The following is a 16610-nucleotide window of genomic DNA, read 5'->3' on the forward strand; positions in this document are numbered from 1 at the left end:
GATAGAGACAACTGAACTAATGGAGTGATGGAGTTGAAATTGTGGTGGCTCAAGAAAGGAAGTTTTGCAGTTCTGGATGCAGGATGTATTGCTGTAAGTGTCGGGCTGTCCTATTTGCTTACGATCCCTGCTAACGAAGGACAGATTGGAAATTCGTTCGTGCTCGGGTTCAGCGTGCTTACCATCGTCTGCTGTCTGATCGGCTTCCAGGTGTTCAATTTATATGAACAAGTATGGCGTTATGCAGATAGTAGACATGTGTTGTTAATTGCGTCTGCCGTTACGGCTGGCTGTGGTATGTCTTCGATGATATCTATTCTCCTATGGGGAAATGAGGTGCCATGGGGGTTTATGATCATGACCTATGAGACGGTTCTTCTGTCCGTCGGAGGAATCCGAATTCTGCAAAGGTACAGGCAGAGACGTACGGTGAGCCATCAGCGGGTGAAGCGTCACATTCTCATTATCGGAGCGGGTGATTGCGGGTCGCTAGTGGCCAAAAAGATATTGGACAATGAGCATTCAGACTCCCTGCCTGCAGCGTTCATCGACGATGATTCAAATAAGTGGAACAAAAAAATCGTGGGCATTCCGGTCGTTGGTGGCCGTGATTCAATTATGCAAGCTGTACAGCAATATCAGATTCAGGACATTATTATCGCCCTGCCTTCTTTGCCGCGCAAGCAAATTGCCGAATTTATCGATTGCTGCAAGACAACGGGCTGCAATATTTATACGATGCCTAGTCTGGATGACCTGATGCAGGGCAAGCTCACGGTGAACGATATTCGTCATGTAGACGTCGAGGATTTGCTTGGGAGAGAGCCTGTTCGTCTACATTTGCAAGACAACTGCAATTATATTCGGGGTAGAACGGTTCTTGTTACAGGGGCTGGGGGTTCTATTGGCTCCGAGTTATGTCGTCAGATCGCTGCCCTTTGTCCGCAATTGTTGCTCCTGCTTGGTCATGGAGAGAACAGTATTTATGCCATTGAGTCGGAGCTTCGCCGGCTTCATCCTGGGCTGGAAATTATGCCAATCATTGCGGATATTCAAAATAAGCCAAGACTTGAACAACTGTTCCACGAATATGCTCCGAATGTCGTGTTTCATGCGGCAGCGCATAAGCATGTCCCGCTCATGGAGCTGAACCCTTCCGAGGCTATTCGAAATAATGTGCACGGAACGAGGAATGTAGCGGAATGCGCCCATCGATTTGGCAGTGAGCGTTTCGTCCTTATTTCTTCAGATAAGGCTGTGCATCCTTCGAGTGTCATGGGGGCAACGAAGCGAATGGCTGAGATGGTCATTCAGCATCTGAACGAGCGCAGCAGTACGAACTTTACTTCGGTTCGGTTCGGCAATGTGCTTGGCAGCCGCGGCAGCGTCATTCCGCGCTTCAAGGAGCAGATCCAGCAGGGCGGGCCCATCACGATCACACACCCCGATATGACGCGCTTTTTCATGACGATTCCAGAAGCTGTTGCCTTAGTAATTCAAGCTGGAGCCTATGCCGTTGGCGGAGAGGTATTCATCTTGGATATGGGCAAGCCTGTTAAAATTTTGGATTTAGCAACAGATTTAATCCGTTTGTCCGGCTTTGAGCCTTACAAAGATATTGAAATTGAAGTAACGGGAATACGACCTGGGGAAAAGCTGCATGAGGAATTGTCAACGGAGGAGGAGGGATTGCGGAGAACGGAACATCAGCGCATTTTTGTCGGCAATCCGCTTCTGATGGAGGAGCGCGCATTCGAGCACTGGAATAAGCAGCTCAATGAGCTTCTTCTTGATAATCCCCTACATTTGAAGCGTTTTTTAATGGAAACTATTTCGAGTTCGGATGAAGGAGTGAAGATGGCACGATGATACGATTCGGGATTGTAGGATGCGGCCATATTGCAGCAAAGCATGTGGAAGCTATTCAGAACGTACAAGGAGCAGTACTGCAAGCGTTGTGCGACTCGGACGCGGAGCGGATGAAACCATGGGCAGAGGACGGGATTGCGGCGTATTTGCAGTATAGAGACATGCTGCAGGATCCATGTGTAGATGTGGTCATTATTTGCACGCCGAGCGGGCTGCATGCGGATATGGCCGTTCAAGCGGCTCAGGCTGGCAAGCATGTTGTCGTGGAGAAGCCGCTCGCCTTGACGCTTCTTGATGCAGAGCGGGTGATAGCAGCATGCAGCAAGCATAAGGTGAAGCTGGCAGTCGTACATCCGAACCGCTATCGTCCGGCAATTGTGCAATTGAAGAAAATGCTGGATGAGGGGAGATTCGGCAAGCTGAGCCATGCGAGCGTCAAGCTTCGCTGGAATCGGAACCAGGACTATTACAATCAATCTCCTTGGCGGGGAACGAGAGCAATGGATGGCGGTGTCCTGATGAATCAAGGCATCCATTCGATGGATTTGCTAGCTTGGCTGATGGGGCCGGCAGTTAAAGTGCGAGCCATGTCGGCAACGCGGCTGAGAAATATCGAAATGGAGGACGTGGCATTGGCTGTTATGCAATTTGCCGATGGCGCACTTGGCTCGGTAGAAGTTGCTTCGACCGTCTATCCGAACAACTTAGAGGAAGAGATTGCATTGTTCGGCGAGCATGGTTCAGCGGTGATTGGCGGTCCAACCGCGCACTGGATTAAATATTGGAACTTTGCATCCCTTGATAAGCAAGAAGCGTTGGCATTTGTTGAGCATACGCATTTAAATCCTTTTGGCGAGCCCGGACATACCCATATGATTCGGGATATGGTCGAAGCGATTCGCGATGATCGTGATCCGCATGTATCAGGCGAAGATGGCAAGAGAGCGCTGCAGATGGTGTTGGACATCTACGATGCAAGCGTGAATCAACGGAGCAGCGAAGAGCAGCTCATTTCCCTGTAATCGGAATGAATGGACTAATAGGTGAAGGTGGAGATTCGGTTGTCTAATATTCTCGTGCAAACAAAACGCAGCATCCCTCTTATTGATTTGCAAGCTTCCTATGCGTCGATTTCAGAAGAGCTGCTGCGGGCTGCAGAAGAAGTGCTGTCTAGCGGCCATTATATTAACGGCCCGCAAGTTCAAGCGTTCGAAGAAGAGTTGGCGCAATATTTGAATGTTCCGTATGCCGTTGGAGTAGCGAATGGAACAGATGCGCTCATGCTGACCTTAGATGCGCTTGGCATCGGCCCTGGAGATGAGGTAATTACCTCTCCCTTTACCTTCTTTGCCAGTGCGGAAGTGATCTCGCGTGTCGGGGCAACTCCTGTGTTTGTTGATGTGAATCCAGAAACGTATTTAATTGATACAAATTGTATCAAGAATGCGATAACGCCGCGCACGAAAGCAATTATTCCGGTACATATTTTCGGACAGATGGCAGATATGGATGCCGTGAATGACATTGCCATGAGGCATGGGCTTCATGTTGTGGAAGATGCTTGTCAGGCGCTGGGCGCAGATTATAACGGGAAGCAGGCAGGAAGCCTTGGCACTGCGGGATGCTTTTCGTTCTTCCCTACCAAGAATTTAGGGGGATTCGGAGATGGCGGCATCGTCGTTACGCACGACGCAGAACTTGCCCGTACCATACGCATGCTGCGTGTTCATGGATCGAATCCGAAATATTATCATGCGAGAGTAGGCTATAACAGCCGGCTGGATGAGCTTCAGGCGAGCTTGCTTCGTGTCAAACTGCGCAGATTGAATGAATGGACAGACGTACGCCGGCAGAAGGTGAAGCAGTACGAAGAAGGGCTGTCACAATTGCCTATTACGCTTCCAACAGAGCTGGTTTATGGAAAGCATGCTTATCATTTGTACATTATTGAGACTGATCAGCGTGAACAGTTAATGGCGCATCTCAAGGAGCAGGGAATTGATTCCGGTGTATATTATCCGGTTCCGCTGCATCTTCAAGAGGTATATCGCCCGCTTGAATATAGCGAAGGCGACCTGCCGCATGCAGAGCAGGCCTCCGCCCGCTGTATGGCGCTGCCGTTGTTCCCTGAACTGACTCAGCAGGATCAGCAATACATTATAGATACCGTGACACAGTTTTTTAAAGGACGTGATAAATAGATGAGTGTAGTTGCCAGCTCTTTTGCGATTAGTGCAGCCGATGTTCTAATGGAAAAGCTGCTTGATAAGTCAGCTGTGATCGGCGTAGTAGGCTTGGGATACGTGGGACTGCCGTTGGCGGTGGAGAAGGCCAAATCCGGCTTCCAAGTCATCGGTTTCGACGTACAGGACACGAAGGTGAGCCTGATTAATCAAGGAATTAACTATATCGGCGATGTCGTCGACGAAGAATTGAGCATGATGGTGGAGACGAATAAATTAATGGCAACTACAGATTTTGCGTTCATAAATGAAGTGGATGTCGTAACGATCTGCGTGCCGACTCCGTTAGACAGCTATCATCAACCGGATACGAGCTATGTCAAGCAATCAACAGAGGAAATTGCCAAGCACTTGCGTCCCGGAATGCTAGTGATCTTGGAAAGTACGACGTATCCCGGGACGACGGATGAGTTGGTGAAGCCTATTCTAGAAACTTCGGGCCTTACCTGTGGCGTTGACTTTTTTCTGGCGTATTCTCCTGAGCGGGTAGATCCAGGCAACAAAAGCTATAACACAAAAAACACGCCAAAAGTAGTTGGCGGTATAACAGCGTCATGCACCCGAGTGGCTGCTCAGCTCTATCGGTCCGTTTTGGAGGGAGATGTGGTTGAAGTAAGTTCTCCCGCAGTTGCGGAGATGGAGAAGGTGTTCGAGAACACGTTCCGCAACATCAATATCGCCCTTGTAAATGAGCTGACCCTTCTGTGCAATCGAATGGGGATTAACATTTGGGAAGTCATTGATGCTGCGAAGACGAAGCCATATGGATTTATGGCGTTCTATCCAGGGCCTGGCCTCGGCGGGCACTGCATTCCGATCGATCCGTTCTATTTAAGCTGGAAGGCTCGTGAATACAATTGCCATATGCGGCTCATTGAAACGGCCGGTGAAATCAACCGAACAATGCCGGAATATGTAGTGACTCGGATTGGTTCGATCCTGAATGAAGAAGGGAAAACAATAAAAAATTCGCGCATCGTCCTGCTCGGCATGGCTTACAAAAAGGATGTAGACGACTGGCGGGAATCCCCCGTGCTCACCATTATGGATGCCTTGAAGTCGAAGGGGGCAGATGTCGTATTTAGCGATCCGCATGTCGTTCACTGCATCCATCGTGGACAGTGTATGGAAGCGTCAGAATTAACGGGAGAGCTACTGGGAGGAGCGGATATTACGGTCATTACAACCGATCATTCCGCTTTCGATTATCAGTTCATCTGTGAACAATCCCAAGTTGTATACGATACGCGCAATGCGGTTAAGGGCGAGTATGGTTCAGCCAAATATTATCGACTTTAATCACCATCGGCGTGCCAGCACAATTCGGATTGATCACCTTTTGAAGAGTCTCCTTCACACCCTTTTTTCCTTTGAAATGTTATTTGTGATCTTTCTGTTCGCAGGTGTATTCAAATCCGATCCAAGATTCAGTTGGATACCGATGGACATCACGATGCTGACGTTGGGACTCGGTGTACTGGTATCGATTTTTGTACTGATGAAGAGGAAATTCATCGTTCTATGGGACAGCTACATGGTAACAGCCATTTATCTTCTGCTCGCAGCCTATGCGATGCTGTCGCTAATCTGGTCCCCAAGCCAGATCTATGCCACTGATAAAGTGTCCAAGATGCTTACACTCGTGTTATGGTCAATCATCGGCAGCTCATGGATCATTGCTTCGGAACCGAAGCGGGTACAGCGATTCATAATGGCGCTCGGCATATTCTCCTTATGGATTGCAGGGGAAGGGATCCTCACCTACGCAGCATCCGGGGGGAAGGGATTTGTCAACGTTATGGGTGGCACGTATTTAGGAGCAGGCCAAATTTCGAGCTTAGGTGCAATTGTATTCATGTGGCAGCTTCTGTTCGGACAGAGAGAAGCCCTGTATAAATTGTTCTCATTGTTCTCATTCGGTATTTGTATGTTTCACTTATTTGTTGGCGGGGGTAGAGGTCCTCTGCTAGCAACATTTCTGTCCTTGCTCTTGCCGATGCTGTATTCGATTCGATTGGAGCACAATCGGATGTACGTAAGGCGTTACAGCTTATTGTTGCTTGCCATGATTGCGGGGGCGATCTCTACAGCGGTAATATGGTCTGCATCTCCGAATCCACCACAGACATTGCTGCGGCTATCTCTGCTGATGCCGGGAAGTGATGGAATTGGGGGGTCAGCCTCCGCAAGGGTGTCGTATGCAGGCGAAGCGGGAGATTACTGGCTGAGATCCCCATTGCGGGGCAATGGGATTGGATCATGGCCTGTGCTGTCTCAGATGGACGATTTCCGCGATTATCCGCATAATCTGTTCATCGAAGTGATGGTAGAACTCGGTGGCATTGGCTTGCTGCTCTTAGCTTTATTGATTGGCATTACGATTCGATATGCGATATTGATCTTGAAATCTGCTCAATCCGAGCGCTGGATCGTGCTGGTCATGATATTTATAGCCATGCTGTTCAATGTAACGGTCAGTGGCGATATTCCTGACAATCGAGCGTTCTTTGCCGTAATCGGCCTGCTTCCAGTCATTACTAAAGCAGGATTATTAGCAGCGCGAGAGGAGGAGCATTCTATTGCACACCGTTAAATATGGCAGCAGCGGATTGATGGAGGATCATCATGAGCGTAATCATTTGTTCACGGTTTGCATGCTTAGCACGGCCCACGATGCCAACGATTCCCGCATAACGTATAAAGAAGCCGTCTCACTGGCCAAGGCTGGATATAACACACTGTTCATTGTACCGCACCATGGAGAGGAAGTTATTGAAGGGGTGCGCATTGTCCCTCTGCCGATTCCACGTTCTCGGTCTGAGAGAATGTGGACGACAACATGGCGACTCTATCAGGCGGCGAGGCAAATAGATGCAGACGTATACCATTTTCATGATCCAGAATTGATTCCGATAGGGTTGTGGCTAAAGAAAAAGGGATACAGAGTCATATACGATGTGCATGAAGATGTCCCGCGCCAGATATTGAGCAAAGGGTGGATTCCGAAGTGGCTAAGAGGCGGCGTATCTCGATTGGTGGAGCGGATAGAGCTCTGGGCTAGTCTTCGCTTCGATGCGATTGTAACGGCAACGACTCATATTGAAGAACGGTTCGCTAGACACCCGAAGTGTTGCACCAAGACAGTGTGCAATTATCCAATTCTGGACGAATTCGTACACACTGCCGAGTCACCACAATCCGTACAATCTGTACAATCCGGGGAATTCGTTGGCATTTCCCAACATGCAGGTAAGGAGGACGCCGTCTGTTATGTTGGCTCCATCGGCAATATTCGCGGACTTCAGCAGATAGTTGGCGCCATGGAGTTCGGAATACCGGATAAAAAGCTTTTGCTGGCGGGTTCCTTCGCTTCTGCCGAGGAGAAGCATGTTGCTATGGGACGTTCCGGCTGGGCCAAAGTTGATTACCTCGGGCAGTTGAACCGTAAGCAGGTATATGAAACGATGGCTCGTTCGAGAGCAGGGCTCGTTATTTTGCACCCGACGATCAATTACTTAGACGCGCTCCCGATCAAGCTGTTCGAATATATGGCGGCAGGCATTCCCGTCATCGCCTCTGACTTCCCGAAGTGGAGGCAGATTATTGAGCAAGCAGGCTGCGGATTTTGTGTCGACCCCTTCGATCTTGAAGGCATATCGCAACGAATCGATTGGCTCATTACGCATCATGAAGAAGCGGAAGAAATGGGGCGCTGCGGGCAAGAAGCAGTTCAGTCTCTCTATCATTGGAATGTAGAAAAAGAAAAGCTGCTGCATGTTTATGCCGACGTCACGGGTCGCATCAGGAAGGAAGAAGTACAGCAAACTGCCTTTGGCACGATGAATAGGGAACGTGAAAGGAAGGTTGTAAAGTAGCATGGTACTACCAACACAAGTTAGCGCTCGTAACATTTTGGTGCTGGCTCCTCATACGGATGATGCGGAACTAGGCTGCGGCGCGTTTATTGCGAAGCAGATCGAGTCTGGAGCTAATGTTGTTGTCGTGGCGTTTTCGGTAGCTGAGCAATCATTGCCAGGCGATTTCGCCAAAGACACGCTGGCGCATGAATTTCATGCATCCATGGACGTATTGGAAATTCCACATGACAATCGCATCATCTATCGATTCCCTGTCCGCCAATTTCCCACCCATCGCCAAGAATTGCTGGAAGTTCTCGTTGGAATGAAGCGAGACATGAAACCGGATTTGGTTCTAGTGCCATCCTCGTCCGATATACATCAAGATCATCAGGTCATCTGTAGTGAGAGCCAGCGCGCATTCAAGGAACAATCCCTTTACGGTTACGAGCTCCCTTGGAATCAACTGAGCACCAATTCACGAATATTTGCCCCGCTTGACCGGAAATATATGGAGCGGAAATGGGAGGCTTTGCAGCAATATCGTTCTCAGCTGCATCTGAACCGGAGTTATTTTACGAGAGAAATGGTATTTGGATTGGCCAAAATTCGAGGCGTTCAAATCGGTGAAGAGTATGCCGAAGCCTTTGAACCCCTCAGGGTGAGAATATGATTGTCAGCATTCATCAGCCGAATGTCCTGCCGTGGCTTGGTTTTTTTCATAAGATGGCCTGCTCGGATTTGTTCATCTTGCTCGATACCGTTCAATTTACGAAAAATGGCTATCAAAATCGCACAATGATCGACACGCAAGGCGGTCCGAAATGGCTGACTATTCCCGTAGCGAAGGAAGGCTTGTTCGGAACGAGGACGATCGATGTGCGAATTGCGAACAACCGCGACTGGCAGGCGGAGCACATGCGCCAGCTCGAGGCCAGCTATGGCAAAAGCCCTGGGTATCTTCAGCGGAAAAATGAACTACACGATCTCTACGGTGGGAAATATGAGCGCCTTGTCGATTTTGCTATACCGAGCATCGAGCTGCTCATGAAATGGCTGGACATTCGCACTCCGCTCATCCGTTCCAGTTCCATGTTGGCAGATGGGAGTAAATCGGAGCTGCTTGCTCAGCTCGTGCATGAGGCAGGCGGCGATGTTTATTTATCAGGCCCCAGCGGCAGGGAGTATTTAGATGAATCCATATTTCACAAATATGGAATCCGGGTGGAATATCACGAATTCACACCGTTTTCTTATCCGCAAAGACATGCCAAGGAAGGGTTTACGGGCGGGTTAAGCTCGCTGGATTATGCGATGCAAGTGGAAACTTTGCATTGGAAGGAGGCGGCAGTATGAGTGTAGCTGGAATGAACATATGGATCGTGAATCATTACGGAGTCGCCCCTGGCACAGGCGGAGGGACTCGTCATTTTGATTTGGCGAAGCAGCTTGTGAGGCAAGGAGCGAGTGTCACGATATTTGCTTCCGCCTACGGGCATCAGAATTGGATTAATCATTTGGAAGGCTCGCGCAATGCGGTTCGGGAAGTGACATATGATGGAGTGCGGTTCGTTTGGCTCCGCACAACAGCTTATAAGCGCAATGATTGGCGGCGCGTTAAGAATATGCTGGATTATACATGGCGCTGTTATTGGGAGGGGCGGCGGCGCAAAGAGAGCCCCGATCTCATCATCGGCTCTCTTATGCATCCTGCGGCTGCATGGATCGGTTCCCGCCTCGCTGCTCATCATAATGCGGTATTCTACTTCGAGGAACGAGACTTATGGCCGCAGACACTCATAGACTTCGGCAAGATGTCGCCGAACCATCCGATCGTCAAGGCGCTCTATTGGCTGGAATCTCATTTATACCGAAAGGCATCCCGCATCATCGTGCTGTTCGATAAAGCTGCTGATTATGTGGAGAAGCAGAGCGGGCTGGGATCGAAGGTACTGGTTCTGCCTAATGGTGTCGATATGGAGCGCTTCGCTCTTCCGCTGGCCGAACTCCCTTCTGAGGTGGAGCGCCAATTTGAACAATGGCAAGGGAAGTTCATTGCGATTTATACCGGATCGCACGGTATTTCTGACGGCATACATCACCTTTTGGAAGCAGCAGCACTTAGTAAGGGAACCGATAGTAATATTCAATTCGTCTTTGTTGGGGACGGACCGGAGAAGGAAGCTCTAGTGAAGCAGGCGGAACAAGCGGGATTGACTAATGTAGCCTTCCTCCCACTCGTGAAGAAGGAAGCTGTGCCCACACTTTTGGCACGGGCTCATGTAGGGTTAATTGCGCTGCGTGATGCTTCTGTATACAAATGGGGCATGAGCTTCAACAAAATGTACGACTATATGGCCTCTTCATTGCCGACTCTTCTCGTTGGCAAGATTGACGATTCGGTCATTGCAAAGGAACGAATCGGTCTTGTCCTGCAAGATCCAGAGGAATTAAGTGAAGCTCTGTCCAAACTGGCGAGGCAGTTGAAGGATCGGGAGGAAATGGGCCGCAGAGCAAGAGCGTATGTGGAACAAGAGCATGATTGGGAACGCATGTCCTATAAGCTCTCCGCGGCAATAGCGGAGGACGTTGGGCGTAACGAGAAGCGAGTTAGCAAGCGCAATACGGCTGCGTCCTACGATGTGTAGAGGGGATGATTCGAAGATGGGGATAAAGGATGACAAGCGAGCAGCAGCAGAATTGCAAGTGTTGGGACAGGATATTCGAATGGGAGAACAGGTGAAGCTGGGATATTTCTGTGTAATTGGTGATGGAGTGACAATCGAAGATGGAGTCTGCATCGGCGATGGGAGTATCATTGGAGCAGGTGCGGTCATTGGCAAGGGAGCGGTTATCGGCCGTCATGTCATCATCGAAGAGAAGACGGTTTTGTGCGATGGGGTAACGATTATGGATCAAGCCGTCATCGGCAAGCAGCCATTTCGTGCGAAACGATCTGTACTTCAAGATAGAGGAAGTCAGGATCCGTGCATCATCGAGAAAGGCTGTACGATTGGAACAGCTAGCATCGTATATGCCGGTGCTGTTCTGGAGCAGGATGTATTCATCGCCGACCTGGCTACTGTGCGTGAACGTGTACGTGTAGGTGCTGCTACGATTATCGGACGCGGAGCTTCGGTAGAGAACGATTGTACGGTAGGCGCACGCTGCAAGCTGGAAACGAATTGCTACATTACGGCTTATTCCACTATTGGTGATGATGTATTTGTTGCGCCGGGTGTTATCACGAGCAATGACAATTTCATTGGCCGAACGAAGGAACGATTTAAGTGGATGAAGGGAATAACCGTGAAGAAGGGCGGACGTCTTGGGGCTGGAGTCGTAACGCTGCCGGGGGTTGTCATTGAAGAAGAAGCCGTTGTCGCGGCTGGAAGTGTTGTTACTAAAGATGTGGAAGGACAGCAATTGGTCATGGGGATTCCTGCACGTGTTCTCCGTCAAGTGGCCGAGGAACAATTGCTGCAGCATCAGTAATGAAGCGTATATTCGATATTGCAGTTTCGTCCATTTTACTGCTCGTAATCAGCCCGATTCTCCTTATTACCTATATTTGCGTTCGCGTTGCATTAGGTTCGCCGGCCATTTTCAAGCAGGAGCGGCCGGGCAAGGATAAACGCGTATTCCAGGTTTATAAATTTCGCACGATGTCAGATGCCAGAGACAGTGCAGGGCAACTGCTTCCAGATGCCCACCGCATCACCCCTTTCGGTACTTTCTTGCGCTCAACGAGCTTGGATGAGCTGCCCCAATTGTGGAACGTATTGCGCGGTGACATGAGTCTGGTAGGACCACGGCCTTTGCTCGTGAAGCACTTGCCGTACTTCACGAAGCGGGAACAGAAAAGATTCCATGTTCGTCCGGGCATTACTGGATTAGCCCAGGTGAAGGGAAGGAATCATCTATCCTGGAATGAACGTTTGGAGCTTGACGTCCAGTATGTGGAGAACTGCTCCTTCTGGCTGGATATCAAAATTTTGTTCTTAACAATCATTACGGTGGTCAAGCGGGAGGGAGTTGCACTTCCCGGAAGTCGTGGGGCTTCTGACCTCGATAAGGAACGATATCATAGCCGCGAGGGGTGACGGGGACATGTGGAAACGATTATTTCCTGACTGCCGCATCGAGTCACGAGGCGAATCTGTTCATGTCCGAACGTTGGAACCGGAACATTATGAGGAAATCCCCCGCATGAGCGAGTCATGGATGCCTGCGGGGCTCTATGAAGCGACGCTTTTTTCAGCCCATGGATATGCTGATTTTTTGCGTGCTTCGCTTGCTATCCCGCCGTCTCGTTTCACTTCGCATTTTATAGGGATATATACGAATGCGAATTCCCTGATTGGCTTCGCAGAATGGAGACTGCTCGATGACATCTTATTTCTGAATAATTTCTACGTATCTGCTCTGTTCAGAGGAAGAGGCATCGGCTCCCATGTGATTCGACAGGCAAGCATTCACGCCGCGAAGGAGGGCTTCTCTTCCGTGCAGCTTGATGCATTCGACACGAACGAATCTGCCATTCGGCTATATGAGCGGAACGGATTCGTTCGACAGCATGCTTATTATTGGTATGCAAGTGCTCCGCTGCATCAATGGATGGACGTAGAAGTGGAAGAGAGCAGCTTGGATTATATGATTCAAGACTGGCCGCAAGCGGTAGCCAGCCTCGAAGTGTATGGCTATGGATTCTTTCGCGTGAGCTTCGATCATCAAGAAGAACGAATTGTGCTTATGAAGGAGAATTATTTCCGTATGCGCTTGAAAGCTGCAATGAATAAGGATGTGCTTGCTCTGCTTGCACGTCTTGCCCCGCATCGAAGGGTGCTTGTGTCAGACGGAGGGGAAGAGCCGCCTCACTCCGGCATGGAACAGTTGGCTGTAGCGTTTCGCATGGTGAAGCCATTGTCTTGATAAGATGAGGACAGGAAAGGGTTAAGGGCCATGATTATTACAATACCTGCATTGTTCGTACCCGAACGAACATATATCATTCAACAATTGGTCGGCGATATGCTCGGATTACCGTATCAGCTCGTCGTGGACAATGATAAGGATCAGTCGCCCTATATCCGGTTCGCACTGTCGAACGGGAGCAGCTTGTATATCAGAGATGCCTTCTTTGCTCAATATGAGGATGGATTGTCTTACTTGTCCGCGGATACGAGCCAACTACGTGTGTCCTATGCCAACTCCAGATTTGCTCCCGAAGGGGATTTGCCCGTATGGTTCGGGAGAGGGGAATGGCGAGTGGATGGAGGGGACTTGTATTGCGAAGCAGATCTGCTGGCTGCTTGCTTTTTTATGCTCACTCGATGGGAAGAGTGCGCGAACATAAGAGACCGTCATGAACGGTTCCCCTCATCCGGCAGTTTGGCTGTTCGGAGCCGCTTCTGGCAGCGTCCTGTTGTGAATGAGATGGCTGAGATGCTTTGGAATATGCTCATTGAAGTAGGGTTGGAGGCAGAACGAACAAATCGTCCCTCTGAATTGATTGTGACGCATGATGTGGATGATTTGCGATATTGGGACGGTATGAAGCGTCTTATTCGGAGTATGGCAAGAGGCTTGGCCAACTTGAGTCCATTGGCTCCCATTCGAAGCATGCTGGAATACATACAAGTAAAGTCAGGTAGATGTGCCGACCCGTACGATACATTTGATTGGCTGATGGATCTGTCTGAGCAGGCAGGAGTTCAATCCAGGTTCTATTTTATGGCGGGGGGCACGACCTTTTACGACAATCGATATGATGTCCGGGGAGAACTCGCTCGTTCGGTGCTCAAGCGTGTACGTGAGCGCGGTCATATCGTCGGATTCCACCCCAGCTATGATGCATACTGCAATGAAGAGTTGTTCTTGCAAGAGAAGGAGCGGCTTCAAGAAGCGGCGGGATGCGTGGTTACAGAGGGAAGGCATCATTATTTGCGCTTCCGTGTTCCGGATACATGGGGCATATGGGAGCGAGCCGGGATGAAGATAGACAGTACGATTGGGTATGCCGATGAAATCGGGTTTCGCAGCGGAATCTGCCATTCATACCGTGTCTTTGATATTCATGCCAGACAGCCTTTATCTCTACAAGAGCTCCCTCTAACCGCAATGGAGGTAAGCCTTGGCGGTTATCAAGGACTTGAACCCGCTCAGATGTTTGAGCAGATGAATAACCTTCTAGGAGTCGTGCATCGATATCGCGGACAGTTCGTTTTATTGTGGCACAACTCCAACATTCGCAACTCGTTCTGGAAGCCGTATGCGAATTACTATCATTCGTTCGTCATTCAAGGAGGGTGTCCAATTGGGTAATGTTCAAATACTGTCGCCTGACGATAGGAAGCAATGGGATGAACTTGCCATGAGTATAGTGGATCCGGACATATATTGGTTATCAGGCTATTGCTCCTTATACGAGAGCGGACAGGAAGAATCGGCACGTCTATTTATTTACAAAGAAGATACCGGAACTGTCATGTATCCATTTGTTCTCAGGCAAGTCAATACTCTACCGCATATTAAGCGCTTATGGGAAGACGCTCCGGAAATGTACGACATTATTACCCCATACGGTTATGGAGGACCTATATGCACTTCCTTACATGATGAAGATCGTAATGGATTGCTTGGGCGATTTCAGCAAGCCTTCTCCAACTATTGTAAGGAACAAAAAATTATAACGGAGTTTGTCAGATTTCATCCTCTTTATCGCAATCATCAGGATTACATGGATGTGGATCCGTGTTTCGTGCGCAATACGATCAGTGTAGATTTAGAGCCGGCGGTAGACGATATTTTCGCCAAGTTCAGCTCCAAGAACCGGAATCGAATTCGTGTATCTTTGAAATCTGGACTTTTTGGACGGCAGGAAACGATGACGTTAGAACGGCTTCAATCTTTCATTGATATGTATTATCACACGATGGATCGTGTGAAGGCTCAGGCCAGCTATTACTTTACCGAACAATACTTTTATGACATGCTGGATCGCCTATCCGATCAGCTCACCATGCTGGGAATATACGCGGAAGATGAGTTGGTTTGTGCATCGATATTTTTGCATGAAGGTGAACATGTGCACTATCATCTGCTCGCTTCCAATGAGCGATATTTTTCTTGCGCGCCCAATAATTTTTTGCTGTACTTCGCCATACAGCACTTCAAGGAACGAGGATTCAAGAAGATTCATCTAGGCGGCGGTTATACGGGCAATGATTCCTTGTATCGCTTCAAGAAAGGGTTCAATAATCATGAACCATTGGACTTCTATGTTGGAAGGAAAGTACGAGATCCCTACCTATACAAATTATTAAAAAGCAAATTTAATGGTATTACGGAGAGCGAGTATTTCCCATTTTATCGCGACCCTTCACTTATGGCGGTTGGTATTGACTCAGCAGAGGTGACCCAGTATGTCTAAGCCTTATATATATCTGTCTCCTCCGCATATGGGAGATGAAGAACGGATTAAGATCGATGAGGCATTTGCTAGCAATTGGCTGTCCTCCGTCGGTCCGCATATTCAGGCATTTGAAGAAGAAGTGGCCCATTATGTAGGGGCGCAAGGAGCAGTTGCGCTAAGCTCAGGGACGGCGGCCATCCATTTGGCTTTACGGCTGGCTGGGGTAGAAGCGGGCGATTATGTGCTATGTTCCACGTTTACCTTTATAGCTAGTGTGAATCCTATCCTGTACTTGAACGGGATTCCTGTATTTGTTGATTCGGAGCCGAATTCCTGGAATATGTCGCCAGAGGCGCTGGAACGGGCATGTGAGCAGCTTGCGCAAGAGGGGAAGACGCCGAAAGCTGCTGTCATCGTTCATCTCTATGGGCAGAGCGCAGATATGGATGCAATTATGACTATCTGCAATCGTTATGGCATTATTGTGGTGGAAGATGCAGCAGAGTCACTAGGTACGACCTATCGTGGCAGACATTGTGGGACAATCGGTCATTTCGGCATCTATTCGTTCAACGGCAATAAGCTCATTACCACATCCGGAGGGGGAATGCTGGTGAGCAGCGACCCCGTGGCACTTCGAAAGGCCAGACATTGGGCGACTCAGGCTAAAGAAGATCTGCCGTACTATGAGCATTATGAGATGGGGTACAATTACCGGATGAGCAATGTGCTGGCAGGAATTGGACGTGGTCAGCTCACCGTGATTGAAGGGCGAATTGCCGCAAGGAGGGCTGTATATCAGCGGTATCGGAGTGTATTGGAACCTTATGATGGTATTCGACTGATATCAGAACCTACCTACGGAAGATCGACTTGCTGGCTTACGGTTATCTTGGTTGACTGCAAGCGTACGGGGACGTATCCGCTCTCGATCAAAACTGCTCTGCAGCAGAACGGCATCGAGTCACGTCTCGTATGGAAGCCGATGCATCTGCAGCCGATGTTCCACTCCAGCTTATATTTCCCTCACCAATCGCATCTTAGTGTGTCCGAGCAATTGTTTGCACAAGGGCTATGCTTGCCATCCGGCTCGAATCTGACGAGTGCCGAACAGGATCGGGTGGTCGATGTCATTTTGGAACATTTACAGCAGAATGCGATTTATCGGCAAAGTGTGTAGAACAGGAAGAGGCTTAGAAGCCGAGTGAAGAAGGAATCACCCGGCTG

15 protein-coding genes are annotated in these 16610 nt (G+C 49.2%); all 15 read left to right on the forward strand.

The features are described from left to right. Positions 1–33: 33 nt before the first annotated feature. The 15 genes from BP95_RS0105895 to BP95_RS0105965 all read left to right on the forward strand — a co-directional run bounded on the left by BP95_RS0105895 (position 34) and on the right by BP95_RS0105965 (position 16563). Complete coding sequence (locus BP95_RS0105895; protein ID WP_231515051.1) at positions 34–1869, forward strand: polysaccharide biosynthesis protein; 1836 nt, start codon at positions 34–36, stop codon at positions 1867–1869. Further along, positions 1866–2891: a Gfo/Idh/MocA family protein gene (locus BP95_RS0105900; protein WP_021254366.1), complete on the forward strand. Its 1026-nt coding sequence runs from the start codon at positions 1866–1868 to the stop codon at positions 2889–2891. The genes BP95_RS0105895 and BP95_RS0105900 overlap by 4 nt, the downstream gene beginning before the upstream one ends. Positions 2892–2930: 39 nt before the next feature. Beyond that, the gene (locus tag BP95_RS0105905) at positions 2931–4070 is read left to right on the forward strand and encodes a DegT/DnrJ/EryC1/StrS family aminotransferase (RefSeq protein ID WP_231515052.1); all 1140 of its coding nucleotides are present in this window, start codon (positions 2931–2933) and stop codon (positions 4068–4070) included. Positions 4071–4097: 27 nt separating this feature from the next. After that, complete coding sequence (locus BP95_RS0105910) at positions 4098–5411, forward strand: nucleotide sugar dehydrogenase (protein WP_028531639.1); 1314 nt, start codon at positions 4098–4100, stop codon at positions 5409–5411. Positions 5412–5553: 142 nt separating this feature from the next. After that, entirely contained in the window at positions 5554–6705 is a 1152-nt protein-coding gene (locus BP95_RS0105915) for an O-antigen ligase family protein (RefSeq protein WP_142545709.1), read from the forward strand. Then, positions 6692–7987, forward strand: coding sequence for a glycosyltransferase family 4 protein (locus BP95_RS29710; protein WP_021254362.1), 1296 nt, complete (start codon positions 6692–6694; stop codon positions 7985–7987). Before BP95_RS0105915 ends, BP95_RS29710 begins: the two co-directional genes overlap by 14 nt. Before the next feature lies 1 nt (position 7988). Continuing rightward, positions 7989–8642, forward strand: a complete 654-nt coding sequence (locus BP95_RS0105925) for a PIG-L deacetylase family protein (protein ID WP_021254361.1) — start codon at positions 7989–7991, stop codon at positions 8640–8642. Then, a complete protein-coding gene (locus BP95_RS29715) occupies positions 8639–9325 on the forward strand; it encodes a WbqC family protein (protein ID WP_021254360.1) in 687 nt (228 codons plus the stop codon). Before BP95_RS0105925 ends, BP95_RS29715 begins: the two co-directional genes overlap by 4 nt. Beyond that, the gene (locus tag BP95_RS29720) at positions 9322–10617 is read left to right on the forward strand and encodes a glycosyltransferase family 4 protein (protein ID WP_021254359.1); all 1296 of its coding nucleotides are present in this window, start codon (positions 9322–9324) and stop codon (positions 10615–10617) included. The genes BP95_RS29715 and BP95_RS29720 overlap by 4 nt, the downstream gene beginning before the upstream one ends. Positions 10618–10633: 16 nt before the next feature. Next, a complete protein-coding gene (locus BP95_RS0105940; RefSeq protein ID WP_081819817.1) occupies positions 10634–11464 on the forward strand; it encodes an acyltransferase in 831 nt (276 codons plus the stop codon). Next, positions 11464–12072 (forward strand): sugar transferase, encoded by a 609-nt coding sequence (locus tag BP95_RS29725; protein WP_021254357.1) that lies wholly within the window; start codon positions 11464–11466, stop codon positions 12070–12072. The genes BP95_RS0105940 and BP95_RS29725 overlap by 1 nt, the downstream gene beginning before the upstream one ends. A 7-nt stretch (positions 12073–12079) precedes the next feature. Then, complete coding sequence (locus BP95_RS31800; protein ID WP_021254356.1) at positions 12080–12901, forward strand: GNAT family N-acetyltransferase; 822 nt, start codon at positions 12080–12082, stop codon at positions 12899–12901. 30 nt (positions 12902–12931) lie between these two features. Then, positions 12932–14293 carry a polysaccharide deacetylase family protein gene (locus BP95_RS29735; RefSeq protein WP_021254355.1) on the forward strand — a complete coding sequence of 454 codons (1362 nt, stop codon included), beginning with the start codon at positions 12932–12934 and terminating at the stop codon, positions 14291–14293. Continuing rightward, positions 14286–15401 carry a lipid II:glycine glycyltransferase FemX gene (locus tag BP95_RS0105960; RefSeq protein WP_021254354.1) on the forward strand — a complete coding sequence of 372 codons (1116 nt, stop codon included), beginning with the start codon at positions 14286–14288 and terminating at the stop codon, positions 15399–15401. The genes BP95_RS29735 and BP95_RS0105960 overlap by 8 nt, the downstream gene beginning before the upstream one ends. Next, the gene (locus tag BP95_RS0105965; RefSeq protein WP_021254353.1) at positions 15394–16563 is read left to right on the forward strand and encodes a DegT/DnrJ/EryC1/StrS family aminotransferase; all 1170 of its coding nucleotides are present in this window, start codon (positions 15394–15396) and stop codon (positions 16561–16563) included. Before BP95_RS0105960 ends, BP95_RS0105965 begins: the two co-directional genes overlap by 8 nt. Positions 16564–16610 lie beyond the last annotated feature (47 nt).

The sequence above is a fragment of the Paenibacillus sp. UNC217MF genome, from assembly GCF_000686865.1.
GTDB lineage: Bacteria > Bacillota > Bacilli > Paenibacillales > Paenibacillaceae > Paenibacillus_B > Paenibacillus_B suaedae.

Excerpts from the sequence above, each read along its gene's own strand:
- BP95_RS0105915 (WP_142545709.1), top strand. The coding sequence starts at position 5,554 with ATGGACATCACGATGCTGACGTTGGGACTCGGTGTACTGGTATCGATT.
- BP95_RS29735 (WP_021254355.1), top strand. The coding sequence starts at position 12,932 with ATGATTATTACAATACCTGCATTGTTCGTACCCGAACGAACATATATC.
- BP95_RS29715 (WP_021254360.1), top strand. The coding sequence starts at position 8,639 with ATGATTGTCAGCATTCATCAGCCGAATGTCCTGCCGTGGCTTGGTTTT.
- BP95_RS31800 (WP_021254356.1), top strand. The coding sequence starts at position 12,080 with ATGTGGAAACGATTATTTCCTGACTGCCGCATCGAGTCACGAGGCGAA.
- BP95_RS0105940 (WP_081819817.1), top strand. The coding sequence starts at position 10,634 with ATGGGGATAAAGGATGACAAGCGAGCAGCAGCAGAATTGCAAGTGTTG.
- BP95_RS29720 (WP_021254359.1), top strand. The coding sequence starts at position 9,322 with ATGAGTGTAGCTGGAATGAACATATGGATCGTGAATCATTACGGAGTC.
- BP95_RS0105965 (WP_021254353.1), top strand. The coding sequence starts at position 15,394 with ATGTCTAAGCCTTATATATATCTGTCTCCTCCGCATATGGGAGATGAA.
- BP95_RS0105900 (WP_021254366.1), top strand. The coding sequence starts at position 1,866 with ATGATACGATTCGGGATTGTAGGATGCGGCCATATTGCAGCAAAGCAT.
- BP95_RS29725 (WP_021254357.1), top strand. The coding sequence starts at position 11,464 with ATGAAGCGTATATTCGATATTGCAGTTTCGTCCATTTTACTGCTCGTA.
- BP95_RS0105925 (WP_021254361.1), top strand. The coding sequence starts at position 7,989 with ATGGTACTACCAACACAAGTTAGCGCTCGTAACATTTTGGTGCTGGCT.